The organism is Limnohabitans parvus II-B4, from assembly GCF_003063455.1.
GTDB classification, from domain to species: domain Bacteria; phylum Pseudomonadota; class Gammaproteobacteria; order Burkholderiales; family Burkholderiaceae_C; genus Limnohabitans_A; species Limnohabitans_A parvus.
The window spans coordinates 231,796-249,952 of the sequence record NZ_NESN01000004.1; the positions used below are offsets into that span (position 1 = coordinate 231,796).

The 18,157-nt window shown below is 57.6% G+C and carries 15 protein-coding genes; 12 read left to right on the forward strand and 3 right to left on the reverse strand.

Annotated features, from left to right (window positions below; all coding sequences use genetic code 11):
• The first annotated feature begins 1 nt into the window (after window position 1).
• A complete protein-coding gene (gene carB, locus B9Z37_RS11715; protein WP_108313204.1) occupies window positions 2-3,262 on the forward strand; it encodes a carbamoyl-phosphate synthase large subunit in 3,261 nt (1,086 codons plus the stop codon).
• A gap of 103 nt (window positions 3,263-3,365) precedes the next feature.
• Window positions 3,366-3,842, forward strand: a complete 477-nt coding sequence (gene greA, locus B9Z37_RS11720) for a transcription elongation factor GreA (RefSeq protein WP_108313205.1) — start codon at window positions 3,366-3,368, stop codon at window positions 3,840-3,842.
• A gap of 68 nt (window positions 3,843-3,910) precedes the next feature.
• Here the strand turns inward: greA and B9Z37_RS11725 are convergent, their stop codons facing one another.
• Window positions 3,911-4,384, reverse strand: a complete 474-nt coding sequence (locus B9Z37_RS11725) for a YhbY family RNA-binding protein (RefSeq protein WP_108313206.1) — start codon at window positions 4,382-4,384, stop codon at window positions 3,911-3,913.
• Between the two features lie 31 nt (window positions 4,385-4,415).
• On the opposite strand from B9Z37_RS11725, the gene B9Z37_RS11730 reads away from it, so the two are divergent.
• From B9Z37_RS11730 to glmM, 4 genes are all read left to right on the forward strand, one after another.
• Window positions 4,416-5,078: an RlmE family RNA methyltransferase gene (locus tag B9Z37_RS11730; RefSeq protein ID WP_108313207.1), complete on the forward strand. Its 663-nt coding sequence runs from the start codon at window positions 4,416-4,418 to the stop codon at window positions 5,076-5,078.
• A 106-nt stretch (window positions 5,079-5,184) separates the two neighbouring features.
• Entirely contained in the window at window positions 5,185-7,098 is a 1,914-nt protein-coding gene (ftsH, locus tag B9Z37_RS11735; RefSeq protein ID WP_108313208.1) for an ATP-dependent zinc metalloprotease FtsH, read from the forward strand.
• Between the two features lie 64 nt (window positions 7,099-7,162).
• Complete coding sequence (gene folP / locus B9Z37_RS11740; protein WP_205872588.1) at window positions 7,163-8,050, forward strand: dihydropteroate synthase; 888 nt, start codon at window positions 7,163-7,165, stop codon at window positions 8,048-8,050.
• An 87-nt stretch (window positions 8,051-8,137) separates the two neighbouring features.
• Entirely contained in the window at window positions 8,138-9,466 is a 1,329-nt protein-coding gene (gene glmM, locus B9Z37_RS11745; protein WP_108313333.1) for a phosphoglucosamine mutase, read from the forward strand.
• Between the two features lie 45 nt (window positions 9,467-9,511).
• On the opposite strand, the gene ppsR is transcribed toward glmM, so the two are convergent.
• Window positions 9,512-10,333, reverse strand: coding sequence for a posphoenolpyruvate synthetase regulatory kinase/phosphorylase PpsR (ppsR, locus tag B9Z37_RS11750; protein WP_108313334.1), 822 nt, complete (start codon window positions 10,331-10,333; stop codon window positions 9,512-9,514).
• Window positions 10,334-10,477: 144 nt separating this feature from the next.
• On the opposite strand from ppsR, the gene ppsA reads away from it, so the two are divergent.
• The 6 genes from ppsA (at window position 10,478) to rplI (ending at window position 16,530) form a co-directional block, all read left to right on the forward strand.
• Window positions 10,478-12,868 (forward strand): phosphoenolpyruvate synthase, encoded by a 2,391-nt coding sequence (ppsA, locus tag B9Z37_RS11755; protein WP_108313209.1) that lies wholly within the window; start codon window positions 10,478-10,480, stop codon window positions 12,866-12,868.
• Window positions 12,869-12,884: 16 nt separating this feature from the next.
• On the forward strand, window positions 12,885-15,005 hold the full coding sequence (locus B9Z37_RS11760; RefSeq protein ID WP_167394380.1) for a VC_2705 family sodium/solute symporter: 2,121 nt from the start codon (window positions 12,885-12,887) through the stop codon (window positions 15,003-15,005).
• 94 nt (window positions 15,006-15,099) lie between these two features.
• Complete coding sequence (gene rpsF, locus B9Z37_RS11765) at window positions 15,100-15,465, forward strand: 30S ribosomal protein S6 (protein ID WP_019428749.1); 366 nt, start codon at window positions 15,100-15,102, stop codon at window positions 15,463-15,465.
• A gap of 17 nt (window positions 15,466-15,482) precedes the next feature.
• Window positions 15,483-15,770 (forward strand): primosomal replication protein N, encoded by a 288-nt coding sequence (gene priB / locus B9Z37_RS11770; protein ID WP_108313211.1) that lies wholly within the window; start codon window positions 15,483-15,485, stop codon window positions 15,768-15,770.
• Window positions 15,771-15,784: 14 nt separating this feature from the next.
• The gene (gene rpsR, locus B9Z37_RS11775; protein WP_019427495.1) at window positions 15,785-16,066 is read left to right on the forward strand and encodes a 30S ribosomal protein S18; all 282 of its coding nucleotides are present in this window, start codon (window positions 15,785-15,787) and stop codon (window positions 16,064-16,066) included.
• A gap of 11 nt (window positions 16,067-16,077) precedes the next feature.
• The gene (rplI, locus tag B9Z37_RS11780; RefSeq protein WP_108313212.1) at window positions 16,078-16,530 is read left to right on the forward strand and encodes a 50S ribosomal protein L9; all 453 of its coding nucleotides are present in this window, start codon (window positions 16,078-16,080) and stop codon (window positions 16,528-16,530) included.
• Window positions 16,531-16,596: 66 nt separating this feature from the next.
• Here the strand turns inward: rplI and B9Z37_RS11785 are convergent, their stop codons facing one another.
• Window positions 16,597-18,120, reverse strand: coding sequence for a helicase HerA-like C-terminal domain-containing protein (locus B9Z37_RS11785; protein WP_108313213.1), 1,524 nt, complete (start codon window positions 18,118-18,120; stop codon window positions 16,597-16,599).
• Window positions 18,121-18,157: the final 37 nt, after the last annotated feature.

Here is an 18,157-nt window from a genome sequence, read left to right on the forward strand (position 1 = left end):
CATGCCAAAGCGCACCGACCTCAAAAGCATTCTCATCATTGGCGCGGGCCCGATCATCATTGGTCAGGCCTGCGAGTTCGATTACTCTGGCGTGCAGGCTTGCAAAGCCTTGCGTGAAGAGGGTTACAAAGTCATCCTGATCAACAGTAATCCTGCGACGATCATGACCGACCCGGCCACGGCCGACGTGACCTACATCGAGCCCATCACTTGGCAAACGGTCGAGAAGATCATTGCCAAAGAGCGCCCTGACGCGATCTTGCCCACCATGGGTGGCCAGACCGCGCTCAATTGCGCTTTGGACCTGTGGCACCACGGTGTGCTTGAAAAGTACAAGGTTGAGTTGATCGGCGCAACGCCCGAAGCCATCGATAAAGCCGAAGATCGCTTGAAGTTCAAAGATGCCATGACCAAGATCGGTCTGGGCTCTGCGCGCTCGGGTATTGCCCACAGCATGGAAGAAGCGTGGGATGTGCAAAAGACCTTGGGTTTCCCCACGGTCATTCGCCCCAGCTTCACGCTGGGCGGCACGGGCGGCGGTATTGCCTACAACCCCGAAGAATTCGAAGTCATTTGCAAACGTGGCCTGGAGGCTTCGCCCACCACCGAGTTGTTGATTGAAGAGTCCTTGCTCGGTTGGAAAGAGTACGAGATGGAAGTGGTCCGCGACAAGGCGGACAACTGCATCATCATCTGCTCGATCGAAAACTTGGACCCCATGGGCGTGCACACCGGTGACTCGATCACCGTGGCACCTGCACAGACGTTGACCGACAAGGAATACCAAATTTTGCGCAACGCCTCGCTGGCAGTGCTCCGCGAAATTGGTGTGGACACGGGCGGATCGAATGTGCAGTTCTCGATCAACCCCAAAGATGGCCGCATGGTCGTCATCGAGATGAACCCCCGCGTGTCGCGTTCATCGGCTTTGGCGTCCAAAGCCACGGGTTTCCCGATTGCGAAAGTCGCGGCCAAGCTGGCCGTGGGCTACACGCTCGACGAGTTGCGCAACGAAATCACAGGTGGTGCAACGCCCGCATCGTTCGAGCCTTCGATCGACTACGTGGTCACCAAGATTCCACGTTTTGCGTTCGAAAAATTCCCAACCGCCGACAGCCGCCTGACCACCCAAATGAAATCGGTGGGCGAGGTGATGGCCATGGGCCGCACCTTCCAGGAGTCGTTCCAGAAAGCACTGCGCGGTTTGGAAGTGGGCGTGGATGGCATGAACGAAAAAACCCAAGATCGCGAAGTGCTCGAGAAAGAACTGGGCGAGCCTGGTCCTGAGCGCATCTGGTACGTGGGCGATGCATTCGCCATGGGCCTGAGCGTGGACGAGGTCTTTGCCTTGACCAAAATCGACCCTTGGTTTCTCGTGCAGATCGAAGAGATCGTGAAGATCGAGCTTGAACTTGAAGCCACCACGCTGGAGGCGATCACTGCCGAAGAGCTGCGTGCGCTCAAGAAGAAGGGCTTCTCGGACCGCCGCCTGGCCAAGTTGCTCAAAACGACTGAGCATGTGGTGCGCGCCCGTCGCCATGCCCTGAACATTCGCCCTGTGTACAAACGCGTGGACACCTGCGCGGCCGAGTTCTCGACCGACACCGCCTACATGTACTCATGTTATGAAGGTAACGGAGATGGCGAATGTGAAGCTGAACCCACGACCAACAAGAAAATCATGGTGCTGGGAGGCGGTCCCAACCGCATTGGTCAAGGCATTGAGTTTGACTACTGCTGCGTGCACGCCGCCTTGGCCATGCGCGAAGACGGTTACGAAACCATCATGGTCAACTGCAACCCCGAGACCGTGTCGACCGACTACGACACCTCGGACCGTTTGTACTTTGAGCCCGTCACTTTGGAAGACGTGCTCGAAATCGTCGACAAGGAAAAGCCAACCGGCGTCATCGTGCAATACGGTGGTCAAACGCCTTTGAAGTTGGCGCTCGATTTGGAAGCGGCAGGCGTTCCCATCATCGGCACCAGCCCTGACATGATCGATGCGGCTGAAGACCGCGAGCGTTTCCAAAAGTTGTTGCACGACCTCGGTTTGCGTCAGCCGCCCAACGCCACGGCTCGCACCGAGCCAGAAGCTTTGGAAAAAGCGGCTGCCTTGGGTTACCCCTTGGTCGTTCGCCCCAGCTATGTGTTGGGCGGCCGTGCCATGGAAATCGTGCACGAGCAACGTGACTTGGAGCGCTACATGCGCGAAGCGGTCAAGGTGTCGCACGACTCGCCCGTGTTGTTGGACCGTTTCCTGAACGACGCCATCGAGTGCGATGTGGACTGTCTGCGCGACCCCGAAGGCAAAACCTTCATCGGCGGCGTGATGGAACACATTGAGCAAGCGGGTGTGCACAGCGGTGACTCGGCTTGCTCCTTACCTCCGTACTCTTTGTCCGAAGCCACTGTGACCGAGCTCAAGCGCCAATCTGCCGCGATGGCCGGTGCTTTGAATGTGGTCGGCTTGATGAACGTGCAGTTTGCGATTCAACACGTGGACGGCAAAGACGTCATCTATGTGTTGGAAGTCAACCCACGCGCTTCACGCACCGTGCCTTATGTGTCTAAAGCCACGGGCATCCAGCTGGCCAAGGTCGCTGCACGTTGCATGGCGGGTCAAACACTTGCGTCGCAAGGCATCACCAAAGAAGTCACGCCCCCTTATTTCAGCGTGAAAGAAGCGGTGTTCCCGTTCGTGAAGTTTCCCGGTGTGGACACCATCCTCGGCCCCGAAATGAAGTCCACAGGCGAAGTCATGGGTGTGGGCAAGACCTTCGGTGAAGCCTTTGTGAAGAGCCAATTGGGTGCAGGCACCAAACTGCCACGCCCAACCAAGGCCGACGGCACGTCATCGGGCAAGGTGTTCATCTCGGTCAAGAACAATGACAAGCCGCGTGCCATCGAAGTGGCGCGTCAGTTGGTCTCACAAGGCTTTGAGTTGATCGCGACCAAAGGCACGGCTGTGGCGATCAACGCCGCAGGTGTGGCTTGTGCCACGGTGAACAAGGTGACCGAAGGTCGTCCCCACATCGTTGACATGATCAAGAACAACGAAGTCGTGCTGGTGATCAACACGGTCGAAGAGCGCCGCAATGCGATCGCCGACTCACGTCACATCCGCACTTCGGCCTTGCTCAACCGTGTCACGACCTTCACCACCATCGCCGGTGCCGAAGCCGCCGTCGAAGGCATGAAGTACATGGACCAGCTGGACGTGATTTCTGTGCAGGAAATGCACGCGCAACTGGCAGCCTGAAATCGCGGCCCAAGCCCTGTGCCTGGCATATGGGTGCAGGGCATAATGCAGTCAATGACCGCCGAGTCTCAACACTCGGCGGTTTGCTTTTGGAGAACTGAACATGTCAACCATCCCGATCACAAAACGCGGCGCAGAAAAGCTCAAAGACGAGCTGCACCGCCTCAAGACAGTCGACCGCCCTGGCGTGATTCAAGCCATTGCCGAAGCGCGCGCGCAAGGTGACTTGAGCGAAAACGCCGAATACGACGCGGCCAAAGACCGTCAAGGCTTCATCGAAGGTCGGATTCAGGAAATTGAAGGCAAGCTGTCTGCCGCGCAGATCATTGATCCGGCATCGGTCGATGCGGGTGGTCGTGTGGTCTTTGGCACGACTGTGGAACTCGAAGACGAAAGTTCGGGCGAAGCTGTCAAGTATCAAATCGTGGGTGAGGATGAGGCCGATTTGAAATTGGGTCTGATCAACATCAGCAGCCCGATTGCCCGCGCCTTGATTGGCAAAGAAGAGGGCGATGTGGCGGAAGTGCAGGCGCCGGGTGGTGTCCGCCGCTATGAAATCGTGGGTGTTTCGTACATCTGAGAAACGACAAAGGCCGTTGTGAAACGGCCTTTGTCGTTGTTATCTGCCTGTTTCAGGCAGCGTGTGTGTCAGTCGTGGCGGCCTTTTTTGACCGATTTTTGCTTGGGCTTGGCCCGTTTGATTTGGCCACCCGCCGCCAGACGTTGGTTGCCCAAAACGCGAACGGTTTTGACCTCGGGTCGTTGACCACCGCGTGAGCTGTATTTGAGGATCTTGAAGTCGCGTGGACCGGCTTTGCGGTCTTCGTCAATCTCTTTGATTTTTTCAGGCTGAGGGCGCCAGAGGATCAGCAATTTGCCAATGTGCTGGATGGGGGCTGCATTGAGTTGGTCGGCGAGTTGGGCAAACATCGCTTCGCGTGCAGCGCGATCGTCGCCCAGAACCCGAATTTTGATCAGGCCATGGGCGTTCAGGGCCGCTTCGGTTTCCTTGACGACAGCAGGAGTCAGGCCATCGCCCCCGATCATGACGACCGGATCCAGGTGATGGGCATCGGCGCGAAAAACTTTGCGCTCGGAAGGTGTGAGTTGTATTTGGGGCATCCCCGTATTATCCCCGCAAGGACGCAAAAGAATGAAAGTCAAAACCAAAAGTAAAAAGGTCAACAAAGCGTGGTTGAACGACCATGTGAATGACACCTACGTGAAACTGGCTCTGAGAGAGGGCTACCGGGCGCGGGCTGCCTATAAATTGAAGGAAATCGATGAAACACTCGGTTTGATCCGTCCTGGCAACTTGGTGGTGGATTTGGGGTCGGCCCCCGGTGCGTGGAGCCAGTACCTGCGCAGACGGCTGTCGCCCGATGGCGCGGCTGTGGGGGCGCTCAACGGAACGATCATTGCGTTGGACCTTTTGCCCATGGCCGCCGTGGAGGGGGTTCACTTCATTCAGGGCGATTTCCGAGAAAACGAGGTCGCCAACCTGCTGGAGGCTGCATTGCAGGGGCGTCAGGCAGATGTGGTGGTGTCCGACATGGCCCCTAATTTGTCAGGTATTGAGTCGTCAGACGCCGCTCGCATCCTGCATTTGATTGAGCTGGCGGTCGAATTTGCCCAAAACCACATGAAGCCCGAAGGTGCGTTGGTCGTCAAAGTGTTCCATGGCAGCGGTTACAGCCAGATTGTGAAGATGTTCAAAGAGACCTTTAAGGTCGTCAAACCCATCAAGCCCAAAGCGTCGCGAGACAAGTCTTCTGAGACCTTTTTGGTGGGCATGGGGCTGATTCACGGCGTTTGATGTCGTAATTCCTGCCTTTTAGAGGGCCAAAGCCCCTTCCATCTGCCATGAGGGCCTTCCGCAGGCCTAGAATCACCACAGTCATTTTTTTCGATTGGAGCCTCTCTTGAATAACCCTTGGTTTTCCAAAATTGCCGTTTGGATGGTGATTGCCATGGTGCTGTTCACCTTGTTCAAGCAATTTGACAACCGTGGTGTCGCCGGTGCGAACGCCATTGGCTATTCAGATTTTCTGGAAGAGGTTCGCGGTAACCGCATCAAGAGCGCCACGATTTCCGAAAGCCCTGGCGGCACCGAGATTCTGGCGGTCACCAATGACGATCGCCGCATCAAAACCACAGCGACCTACCTGGACCGTGGTCTGGTGGGTGACCTGATCAATGCAGGCGTCAAATTTGATGTCAAGCCACGCGAAGAAGGCTCACTGCTCATGACTTTGTTGGTCAGCTGGGGCCCGATGTTGCTGTTGATCGGTGTCTGGGTGTATTTCATGCGCCAGATGCAAGGCGGCGGCAAAGGTGGGGCTTTCAGCTTCGGCAAGTCCAAGGCCCGCATGCTGGACGAAAACAACAACCAGGTCACATTTGCGGACGTGGCTGGTTGTGATGAAGCCAAGGAGGAAGTCAAGGAAGTTGTCGATTTCCTGAAAGACCCCCAGAAGTTTCAAAAGCTCGGCGGCCGCATTCCCCGTGGTTTGTTGCTGGTGGGCCCTCCGGGTACCGGTAAGACCCTCTTGGCCAAAGGCATCGCCGGTGAAGCCAAGGTCCCGTTTTTCAGCATCTCGGGCTCTGACTTTGTGGAAATGTTCGTGGGCGTGGGCGCTGCCCGTGTTCGTGACATGTTCGAAAATGCCAAAAAGAACGCGCCTTGCATCATCTTCATTGACGAAATCGATGCCGTCGGTCGCCAGCGCGGTGCCGGTTTGGGCGGTGGCAACGATGAGCGCGAGCAAACCCTCAACCAGATGCTGGTTGAGATGGACGGTTTCGAAACCAACCTCGGTGTGATCGTGGTGGCGGCCACCAACCGTCCCGACATTTTGGATGCCGCCTTGCTGCGCCCAGGCCGTTTTGACCGTCAGGTGTATGTGACTTTGCCCGATATCCGTGGCCGTGAGCAGATCCTCAATGTGCACATGCGCAAGGTGCCGATTGGCCAAGACGTCAATGCCGGTGTGATCGCGCGTGGTACGCCCGGCATGAGTGGCGCTGACTTGGCCAACCTGTGCAACGAAGCCGCTTTGATGGCAGCACGTCGCAACGCCCGTGTGGTCGAGATGGTGGACTTCGAAAAGGCCAAGGACAAAATCCTGATGGGCCCTGAGCGCAAGAGCATGGTCATGCCTGAGGAAGAGCGTCGCAACACGGCTTATCACGAAGCAGGTCACGCCCTGATTGGCAAACTTCTGCCCAAATGCGACCCTGTGCATAAAGTCACCATCATCCCCCGTGGCCGTGCCCTGGGTGTGACGATGAGCCTGCCCGAGCAAGACCGCTACAGCTACGACAAGGAGTTCATGCTGAACCAGATCAGCATGCTGTTTGGTGGACGCATTGCCGAAGAGGTGTTCATGCACCAGATGACCACCGGTGCCAGCAACGACTTTGAGCGTGCGACCTCGATTGCACGCGACATGGTGATGCGCTATGGCATGACCGATGCTCTGGGCCCGATGGTTTATGCTGAAAACGAAGGCGAAGTGTTCCTGGGCCGCTCGGTCACCAAGACCACCAACATGAGCGAGTCCACCATGCAAAAGGTGGACATGGAAGTGCGCCGCATCATTGACGAGCAGTACAAACTGGCCCGTCGCCTGATTGAAGAGCACAGCGCCCAGATGCACGCCATGGCCAAGGCTCTGCTGGAGTGGGAAACCATCGACAAGGACCAGATCGACGACATCATGGCCGGACGTGACCCCATGCCTCCCAAAGACTGGACGCCTCGAACCCCTCCTTCCGGTGGTGGCAGCGGTGGCACCCCTGCGGTTCAGCCAGAGCCAGCAACCACGGCCGCTTGATTTTTTCAAGATCGGTGCAACAAAAGCGGGGCCTTCGGGCTCCGTTTTTCATGGAGTAAGCCACATGGAAGTTGAAAAAAAAGGACTGCACAGTCCTCTGCGCTGGCAGACAACGCGTTTTGAATTAGACCTTTCCCGCCCTTGGGTGATGGGCATTGTGAACGTCACCCCCGATTCTTTTTCTGACGGTGGACGCCACGGTGATACGGCGCAAGCTTTGCGGCATGCCGAACAATTGCTGCGCGATGGCGCGGGGATTCTGGATGTGGGCGGCGAGTCCACGCGACCAGGCGCATACCCTGTGCCTTTGTCGGAAGAGTTGGCGCGTCTTGTCCCGTTTTTGCAGGAAGCTGTGCGTTGGCAAGTGCCGATCTCGGTGGACACTTACAAGCCTGAAGTGATGCAAGCGGTGCTGGATCTGGGCGTTGACATCGTCAATGACATTTGGGCTTTGCGCCAGCGTGGGGCTGAGCGGGTGATTGCAGCACATCCCGCTTGTGGCGTGTGTTTGATGCACATGCACCGCGACCCACAAACCATGCAAATGCAGACCATGACGGGCGATGCTCTCACCGAGGTCACCGCTTTCTTGAAAGGGCGCGCCGAGTCGCTCTCCGCGCAGGGCATTGCTGCGTCGCGACTGATGCTCGATCCTGGCATCGGTTTCGGGAAAACCGTTGCGCAGAACTTTCAATTGCTTGCCAGGCAGGCCGATTTGTTGCGCTTGGGTTATCCGGTTTTGGCCGGTTGGTCGCGCAAGTCTTCTTTGGGCGCGGTATTGAGCGAAAACGGGCAGACCCCTGAGCCCGCCCAGCGACAGGCTGCCAGTGTGGCCGCGGCTTTGTTGGCGGTGGAGCGGGGTGCTTGTGTGGTTCGGGTGCACGACGTGAAGCAAACGGTGGACGCCCTCAAAGTCTGGCAGGCCATGCAGCTTCATGCCGACGCCGGCTAAAACGCTGGGCAGTCCTTTTTGTCAGGGTTCGCGGTCAGCGTGGCCGCTAAAATTCTTCTACTTATTAAAAAAACAAGGATGGTGAGCATGGCGCGTCAATATTTCGGCACAGACGGCATTCGGGGCACGGTAGGCCAAAGCCCCATCACGCCCGATTTTATTTTGCGTCTGGCGCATGCGGTAGGCCGTGTTTTGAAGGCTCAGGAAGCGCACCCTGTGGTGCTGATCGGCAAAGATACCCGCATTTCTGGCTATATGCTGGAAAGTGCGTTGGAGTCGGGCTTCAACTCCGCAGGGGTCGATGTCGTGTTGCTGGGCCCGGTGCCCACGCCAGCCGTGGCGTACTTGACCCGGGCGCAGCGAGCCTCGCTGGGCGTGGTGATCAGCGCAAGCCACAACCCGTTTGCGGACAACGGCATCAAGTTTTTCAGTGCCCAAGGCAAGAAGCTCTCCGACGCATGGGAAGAAACCGTTGAGGCGACTTTGCTGGAAGACCCTGTTTGGGTGGACTCGGCCGCTTTGGGCAAAACCCGGCGCCTGGACGACGCTGCGGGTCGGTACATCGAGTTTTGCAAGAGCACGTTTTCCAACGATCTGACCCTCAAGGGCTTGAAGATTGTGGTGGACGCCGCCCATGGTGCTGCCTATCAAATCGCGCCCAAGGTTTTCCATGAGTTGGGTGCCGAGGTGATCGCGATCGGTTGTTCCCCTGATGGCCTCAACATCAACAAAGGCGTGGGGGCCACGCACCCTGAGGCTTTGGTGCAAGCCGTCAAGGACCAAGGCGCCGACTACGGCATTGCGCTGGATGGGGATGCGGACCGCTTGCAATTCGTGGATGACACAGGCCGATTGTTCAACGGTGATGAGTTGTTGTACCTCATGGTCGCAGACCGTTTGGCGCGGGACGAAGCTGTGCCGGGCGCGGTGGGCACCTTGATGACCAATCTGGCGGTGGAAGTGGCACTCAAACAACGTGGCGTGCAGTTTGTGCGAGCCAAAGTTGGCGACCGTTATGTGCTGGAGGTCTTGCACGACAAAGGCTGGTTGCTGGGCGGTGAGGGCTCAGGTCACCTGCTGGCCTTGGACAAGCACACCACAGGCGATGGTTTGGTCAGTGCTTTGCAAGTGCTGCAAGCCTGTGTGGGCAGCGGACGGACCATGGCCCAGTTGCTGGAGGGCATCACTTTGTTCCCGCAAACGCTGATCAATGTGCGTTTGACACCGGGCTTTGATTGGCAAGGCCACCAGCCCTTGTGGGATGCCACCCGGGCTGCAGAATCCGAATTGGGCGATTCGGGGCGCGTCTTGATTCGTGCCAGTGGCACCGAGCCCTTGGTCCGAGTCATGGTGGAGGCCCGTGATGCCGCTCAGGCTCGGAAATGTGCCGAACGGATTGCTGCGACCCTGTCTTGATCTGCTGCCCCGGTTGTTGCGCGCAATACCGGGCAGGCAACTTGCTCAGTAAATCAGCCGCTCAGGTTTGATTTCCTGCAGGATGGTGGTGGCGATCTCTTCAATCGACTTGGTGGTGGTGGACAGCCAGCGGATGCCCGAGCGGCGCATCATGGCTTCGGCTTCGGAGACCTCCATGCGGCAATTTTCCAGGCTGGCATAGCGGGAGTTGGGTCGGCGTTCCGCACGGATTTCGGCCAGGCGGTCGGGGTGAATGCTCAGGCCGAAGATTTTTTTGCGGTGTGGCACCAGGGCTGGGGGCAGCTGCTTGCGGTCAAAATCTTCGGGAATCAAGGGATAGTTCGCGGCTTTCAGGCCGTGCTGCATGGCCAAGTAAAGGCTGGTCGGAGTTTTGCCGCTGCGGCTCACACCCACCAAAATCACATCCGCCGATTCCAGATCCCGGTTGGATTGGCCATCGTCATGGGCCAGCGAAAAGTTGATGGCCTCGATCCGGTCGTGGTATTCCTTGCTCTTGCTCACGTCCGAAAAGCGCCCGACCCGGTGGTGGGACTTGATGCCCAGCTCGTTTTCAAGCGGGTTCACGAAGGTGCCAAACATGTCCAGCAGCATGCCTTGGCAGTGCTCCTGCAACACTTTGAGCACGTCCATGTTCACCAAGGTGGTGAACACGATGGGTTTGTTGCCCTCGGTGTCGGCTGTGTGGTTGATCTGCCGTACCGCTTGGTGCGCCTTGTCGATGGTGTCGGTGAAGGGCAGGCGCACATGACGGGTTTTCATGTCGAACTGGGCCAGGATGGCGTTGCCAAAAGTCTCGGCCGTGATGCCGGTGCCGTCAGATACGAAAAAAACAGTGCGTTTGGACATGGATGCAAAAATTTCAAATGCAGGCGGCAACAAGCCCCCTAAAATGATTCGATTATCCATGGCACCCCGCTCGGCGGTTGAATTCCAAGAACAACAAATCCCCGTCTTGCCCCATGGAACCCGGTTTTAACTTTGGAGCTTTGTATGTCTGATCTTTTCAGTGAGACCGCCTTGGTCGTTCCCTTTGAGCAATTGCGCATGACCGATGTCGAGTCGGTGGGGGGGAAAAATGCCAGCTTGGGGGAGATGATTTCCCAATTGCCCTCGGGCGTGCGGGTGCCCACGGGTTTTGCCACCACCGCCCATGCTTTTCGCCAGTTTCTGGCTTTTGGCGGCTTGACCGAGCGCATCAACGCTCGTCTGGACGCGCTGGACACCGAAGATGTGCGCGCTTTGGCGGCTGCGGGTGCCGAAATCCGTGCCATGGTCGAAGCCCAGCCATTCCCGGCCGATCTGGAGCAAGCCATTCGCGAGGCGTTTGTGCGTCTGCAAGGCAGCAACCCCGATGCTTCGTTTGCCGTGCGCTCTTCGGCCACAGCCGAAGACTTGCCGGACGCCTCTTTTGCCGGTCAACAAGAGACCTTTCTGAACGTGGTCGGCATCGACGATGTGCTGCACAAAATGAAAGAGGTGTTTGCCTCTTTGTACAACGATCGGGCCATCAGCTACCGCGTGCACAAGGGTTTTGCCCACGCCGATGTGGCTTTGTCGGCGGGTGTTCAGCGCATGGTGCGCTCCGATTTGGGCGCTGCGGGTGTCATGTTCACCATCGACACCGAGTCGGGCTTTGAAGACGTGGTGTTCATCACCTCCAGCTACGGCCTGGGCGAGACGGTGGTGCAGGGCGCCGTGAACCCGGACGAATTTTATGTGCACAAGCCCATGTTGGCCGCGGGCAATCGCTGCGTGATCCGACGCAATCTGGGCTCCAAGCTGATCGAAATGGTGTTTGCCACGCCTCAGGAAAAAGCAGCATCGGGCAAGTTGGTCAAAACCACTGACGTGCCTGCTGAATTGCGCAACCGCTACAGCCTGACAGACGATGAGGTCGAGCAATTGGCCCGTTATGCGGTGGTCATTGAGCAGCACTACGGCCGCCCGATGGACATCGAGTGGGGCAAAGACGGTACCGATGGCCTGCTTTACATCCTGCAAGCGCGCCCCGAAACCGTGAAAAGCCAGGCCAAGGGCACGCCCGAGCTGCGCTACAAGCTCAAAGGCAAAAGCACCATCCTGGCCGAGGGTCGGGCGATTGGCCAGAAGATCGGCACAGGACCTGTTCGCTTGGTGCACAACATCAGCGAGATGGACAAGGTCCAACCTGGCGACGTGCTGGTGACCGACATGACCGATCCGAACTGGGAGCCGGTGATGAAACGCGCCAGCGCCATCGTGACTAACCGCGGTGGGCGCACATGCCACGCCGCCATCATTGCGCGGGAGCTGGGCATTCCCGCCGTGGTGGGTTGCGGCAATGCCACGGAACAGTTGAAAGAGGGCACCTTGGTCACCGTCAGCTGCGCCGAGGGCGATACCGGTCACATTTACGATGGCTTGTTGGAAACCGAAATCAGCGAAATCCAGCGTGGCGTGTTGCCCGAGATCAAAACCAAAATCATGATGAACGTGGGCAACCCCCAGTTGGCCTTCGACTTCGCGCAATTGCCCAACGCGGGTGTGGGTTTGGCGCGTCTGGAGTTCATCATCAACAACAACATTGGTGTGCACCCCAAGGCGATCCTGGACTATCCCGCGATCGATGCCGACTTGAAGAAGGCCGTGGAATCGGTGGCCCGTGGGCATGCATCGCCCCGTGCTTTTTATGTCGACAAAGTTGCCGAAGGTGTGGCCAGCATCGCCGCAGCCTTTTGGCCCAAGCCGGTCATCGTGCGTTTGTCTGACTTTAAAAGCAACGAGTACCGCAAGCTCATTGGCGGCAGCCGCTACGAGCCCGAAGAAGAAAACCCGATGCTCGGTTTTCGTGGCGCTGCACGTTACATCAGCGCAGACTTTGGCGAAGCCTTTGCCATGGAGTGCGAGGCACTCAAACGCGTGCGCGGCGAGATGGGATTGACCAACGTTCAGATCATGGTGCCCTTTGTCCGTACCCTGGGACAGGCCGAAAAGGTCACCCAGCTGCTGGCCAGCCAAGGCTTGCGCCGTGGCGAAAACGACCTCAAAGTCATCATGATGTGTGAAGTGCCCAGCAACGCCATCCTGGCAGAGCAGTTCCTTGAGTTCTTTGACGGCTTCTCGATCGGCTCCAACGACCTGACCCAATTGACCTTGGGTCTGGACCGCGACTCGGGCATGGAGCTGCTGGCCGTGGACTTTGATGAGCGAGACCCGGCCGTGACGGCGCTGATTTCGCAGGCCATCAAGGCTTGTTTGTCTCAAGGCAAATACATCGGCATCTGCGGTCAAGGCCCCAGCGACCACCCTGACTTTGCCCGTTGGTTGATGGATCAGGGCATCAGCTCCATCTCGCTCAACCCGGACACGGTGATCGAGACCTGGACCAATCTGGGCCGTTGATGCTTCATATCAAGGCATGGCGATGACTCAACCGATGGCAGACCGTCAAACTGCGGCTTACCATTGGCGTTTGCATCGCAATGTCTTGATTTACATTGCCATCCTGCTCACGCTGTTGGGCGCTATGGCGTGGGCTGAACGGTGGGGGTTGTCGCGCAATTTGATTGGCCCGATTTTTTTGTTCAGTACGGTGATGATTTATGCCTTGATTGGCATTTTGGGCCGCACGACAGACGAGGATGAATACTACGTGGCGGGTCGCCGCATTCCGGCCATGTACAACGGCATGGCCACGGCAGCCGACTGGATGAGTGCGGCTTCTTTCATCAGTTTGGCGGGCGCACTCTATTTGCAGGGTTTTTCCGGCAGCGGTCAGCAGCCCGGAGGCTTGGCTTATGTCATGGGCTGGACGGGCGGTTTTTGTCTGGTCGGGTTGTTGATCGCCCCGCATCTGCGGGCCATGAAGCTGTACACCCTCCCGGATTACTTTGACCAGCGCTATGGCGGTCGTTGGCCGCGCATCATTGCCGCTTTGGCATCGGTTTTGTGCTCTTTTACCTATGTGGTCGCCCAAATTTACGGCATTGGCCTGATCGCTTCGCGCTTGACGGGCGTTCAATTCGAGATCGGCATCTTGCTGGGCTTGGGCGGTGTCCTGTTGTGCTCTTTTCTGGGGGGCATGCGGGCCATCACCTGGACCCAAGTGGCGCAATACATCATGTTGTTGCTGGCGTTCATGATCCCCGTGTCGTGGTTGGCCTACAAACAACTGGGAACGCCTCTGGCACCCTTCGTCTACGGGCAGCAGCTTTCCCGCATTGAGGCCATCGAAAAGAAACTGATCAACGATCCCGGTGAAATCGAAGTGCGTGAGGAATACGCCCGGCGTGCCCAAATGTTTCAGGCACGACTGGAGCATGTCGAGCGTTCGATGGTCGAGTTGCGCCAAGAGCTGGAAGAGAAAATCCGGCTGCTCAAAGCGCAATCGGCCGACTATTCATCGATTGCGCAAGCCCGACGCGAGCTTTTGGCTGTGCCGCGTGATGCGGTAATCGCCAAGGAGCAATGGACCCGCGCCATGCATGACAACTTGGACCGGGCCAGACCCTTGGGGGGGATGCCCATGCACGCGCAAGCATTTGCCGGCAAGCCCGATGGCAACCCCTCAGAAGTCAAGCTGTTTGAGGAATCCCGGCTCAATTTTTTGGCCTTGGTTTTCTGTCTCATGGTCGGTACGGCGGGTTTGCCGCACTTGTTGACGAGGTTCTATACCTTGCCATCGGTGGCCGAGGCGCGCAGCTCGGTGGCCTGGTCCTTGTTTTTCATCGGTTTGCTGTACCTGAGCGTGCCTGCTTTGGCTGTTTTGGTGAAGTTTGAGGTCCTGAACAACCTGGTGGGCAGCAGTTTTGAAGATTTGCCCAGTTGGATGTTTCAATGGGCCCGTTTGGACTCGGCATTGCTGGAGTTTTCCGATGTCAATGGCGATCGGGTGTTGCAATTGGGAGAGTTGAAATTGGGGGCTGACATGATCATGCTGGCCACGCCTGAATTGGGCGGCATGCCGTTTGTGGTGTCAGGTCTGGTTGCTGCAGGGGGACTGGCCGCTGCTTTGTCTACGGCCGATGGCTTGTTGTTGACCATCAGCAACGCGCTGGTGCATGACATCGGGCCGGGGCGAGAGCGCAAACCCAAATCACCTGAGGGGCGGGTCATTTTGTCCAAATTTGCTTTGTTGGCGGTGGCCATGCTGGCTGCTGTGGTCGCGGCGTTCAAGCCTGCCGAAATTCTGTCCTTGGTTTCTGCGTCCTTCTCATTGGCCGCTGCCGCCTTTTTCCCGGGTATGGCTTTGGGCATGGTCTGGAAGAAGGTCCATCGTCCCGCTGTGGTGGCTGGCATGTTGGCGGGTTTGGGCTTGACCCTTTGTTACATGGCGGTCAATGCCCCGGGGTTTCGGCACTTTTGGGGTCTGGACCCTGTCGGGGGCTTGTGGTTTGGCATTCAGCCCTTGTCCGCGGGTGTTTTCGGGGTGCCTGCAGGCTGTTTGGTGATGGTTTTGGTCACTTGGCTGCTTCCTACGCGCTGGGTTTCCCCGCCCAAGCAACCGGTGGTGCTTGGCAATGGCTATCCTGGCCTCTGAATTAAAGCTATAATCGCAGGCTTCGCCTTGCCGCACCCCGACAGACGCTGGGGGCGGCTTTTCCAACCTTTTGGGTTAACCGCAAGGAGTCTCAATGCGTCATTACGAAATCATTTTGCTGATCCATCCCGATCAGTCCGAACAAGTTCCAGCCATGCTGGAGCGTTACAAAGGCATGATCACTGCCGGCGGTGGCAATATCCACCGTGTTGAAGACTGGGGCCGCCGTCAGTTGGCATACCAGATCAACAAGCTGGGCAAAGCCCACTACCTGTGCGTGAACATTGAAGCCGACCAAGCCGTCATGGCTGAACTGGAGCACGCCTTCAAGTTCAACGATGCTGTTTTGCGTCACCTGACTGTGCTCAAGAAAAAAGCCGACACCGCTCCTTCGTCCATGATGAAGACCGTTGAGCGCGAAGAAGCCCGCAAGTCACAACAAGCCGAATTCGCCGCTTGACACGTGCCTGTTGAGGAGTGAACCGCACAGAACTGACCGCCTGTATTGCCGAGCAAGCCGCTTTGCGATACACCCCCGCCGGTTTGCCCGCTCTGGATTTGATTCTGGAGCATGCCTCTGAAGTACAAGAGGCAGGACAAGCCCGCAAAGTCCAGCTCAAGCTTCGTGCCTTGGCCTTCGGGTCACTGGCTGAAACGCTGGTCAAGCAAGCGGTAGGCAGTGTTTGGACGTTCAAAGGCTTTTTGGCCACCCCTCGACAAGGCAAAAGTGTCGTGTTGCACATTCAAGAGTTTCAGCAAGATTAATTTCAGGAGGCCCCATGGCCACGTTCAAAAAATTCAACAAAGACAAGCGCCCAAAGCGCAACACCCAGTCACTGCTGTTCAAGCGCAAGCGTTTCTGCCGCTTCACAGTCACTGGCGTCGAAGAAATCGACTACAAAGATGTGGACACCTTGCGTGACTTCATCGCCGAAAACGGCAAGATCATTCCTGCACGCTTGACTGGCACCCGTGCCATTTTCCAGCGTCAGCTCAACACAGCCATCAAGCGCGCACGCTTCTTGGCCATGTTGCCCTACACCGACCAGCACAAAGTCTAAGGAGTCCAACCATGCAAATCATCCTGCTCGAAAAGGTTGTGAACCTGGGTAATCTGGGCGATATCGTCAAAGTCAAAGACGGTTACGCTCGCAACTTCCTGATCCCACAAGGCCGTGCACGCCGTGCCACCGAAAACAACAAGGCCGAGTTCGAAGCTCGCCGTGCTGAACTCGAAAAAGCCGCTGCTGCCAAATTGGCTGAAGCCCAAGCCCAAGGCGAAAAATTGACTGGTTTGGTGGTCAAGTTGTCGCAAAAGGCTGGGGTGGATGGCCGTTTGTTTGGTTCCGTGACCAACAACGACATCGCTGAAGAGTTGAACAAACAAGGCTACAAGCTGGTCAAGTCCCAGATTCGTATGCCTCATGGCCCCATCAAAACTGTGAGCGAATCCACTGTTGCAGTGGCTTTGCACACCGATGTGGTGGTGGAAGTGACTGTGACTGTGTTGGGCGAAACAGCCTGATCGTCGACAGATCCTTTGCAAAAACCGCCGTGTGCTGCACACGGCGGTTTTTTTTTCGTCTCGCGCTCAGCGGCGTCGACTGGAGCCCAGAAGACCTCCCAGAACACCGCGCACGATTTCGCGGCCAATGGCCGAGCCCACAGTGCGCACCGCACTCTTGACCACCATCTGGGCGACGCCATCGCGCTGACCACCGCGTGGACCGGTCGAGCCAAAAACCAGCTCTGACAGACCGCCCATCAGGCTACCTTCTTTGTCGGCCGTGACGGTGGCCTGACCCGGCAGCGCTGGTGTGGCGTTGTCCTGACCCCGAGACGCACCCGCCTTGATCTTTTCATAGGCCGATTCTCGGTCTTGGGTTTTCTCATAGACCCCCGCCACCAAAGAGCCCTGAATCAGGGCTTGCCGCTGTGCTGGAGTAATGGGCCCCAATTGGCTGGAGGGAGGTAAAACAAACACCTGTTCGGTCTCACAGGGACGTCCCTTGGCGTCCAGCAAGCTCACCAAGGCCTCACCCACGGCCAGCTCGGTGATGGCGGCTTCGATGTTCAATCCGGCTTTGGGGCGCATGGTCTGCGCCGTGGCCGCCACGGCTTTCTGGTCGCGCGGGGTGTAGGCACGCAGGGCGTGCTGCACCCGGTTGCCCAGCTGGCCCAGCACGCTGTCGGGAATGTCCAGTGGGTTTTGGGTGACGAAGTACACACCCACGCCTTTGGACCGAACCAGGCGCACCACCAGTTCGATGCGCTCGACCAGCGCTGCAGGCGCGTCCTTGAACAGCAAATGGGCTTCGTCAAAGAAGAACACCAGTTTGGGTTTTTCGGGGTCGCCAATTTCGGGCAGCACCTCGAACAGCTCGGACAGCATCCACAACAAGAAGGTGGCGTACAAGCGGGGCGAGTTCATCAGCTTGTCGGCCGCCAGAATGTTCACCACGCCCAGACCTTGGGCATCGGTTTGCATGAAATCTTCGATGTTGAGCATGGGCTCGCCAAAGAACCGGTCGCCCCCCTGGCTTTCAATTTGGAGCAGGCCGCGTTGAATGGCCCCAATGCTCGCTGCGCTGATGTTGCCGTATTCGGTGGTGAAGTTTTTGGCGTTGTCCCCAACGTACTGCAACATGGCCCGCAGGTCTTTCATGTCCAGCAGCAGCAAGCCATTGTCATCGGCGATCTTGAACACCAAATTCAGCACGCCCGCTTGTGTTTCGTTCAGGCCCAGCATGCGGGTCAAGAGCAGGGGGCCCATGTCCGAGATGGTGGCTCGCACAGGGTGACCTTGTTCCCCAAACACATCCCAAAGGGTGGTGGGGCAGGCCATGGGCTCGGGCAGGGCAATGCCGCGGTCTTTGAGCACTGTCGCTAATTTTTCACCGATCTTTCCGGGCTGGCTGATGCCGGTCAGGTCACCTTTCACATCGGCCATGAAGACCGGGACGCCCAAACGTGAGAAGTGTTCGGCCAGGGTTTGCAGGGTCACGGTCTTGCCCGTGCCCGTAGCGCCAGTGATGAGTCCGTGGCGGTTGGCCAGACCCGGCAGGAGGTGGCATTGCACCTGGGTGTTTTGCGCAATCAGCATCGGTTCAGCCATGTTTGTTTTTCTCCCGCTTGTGAAAAGTAAAATCCAG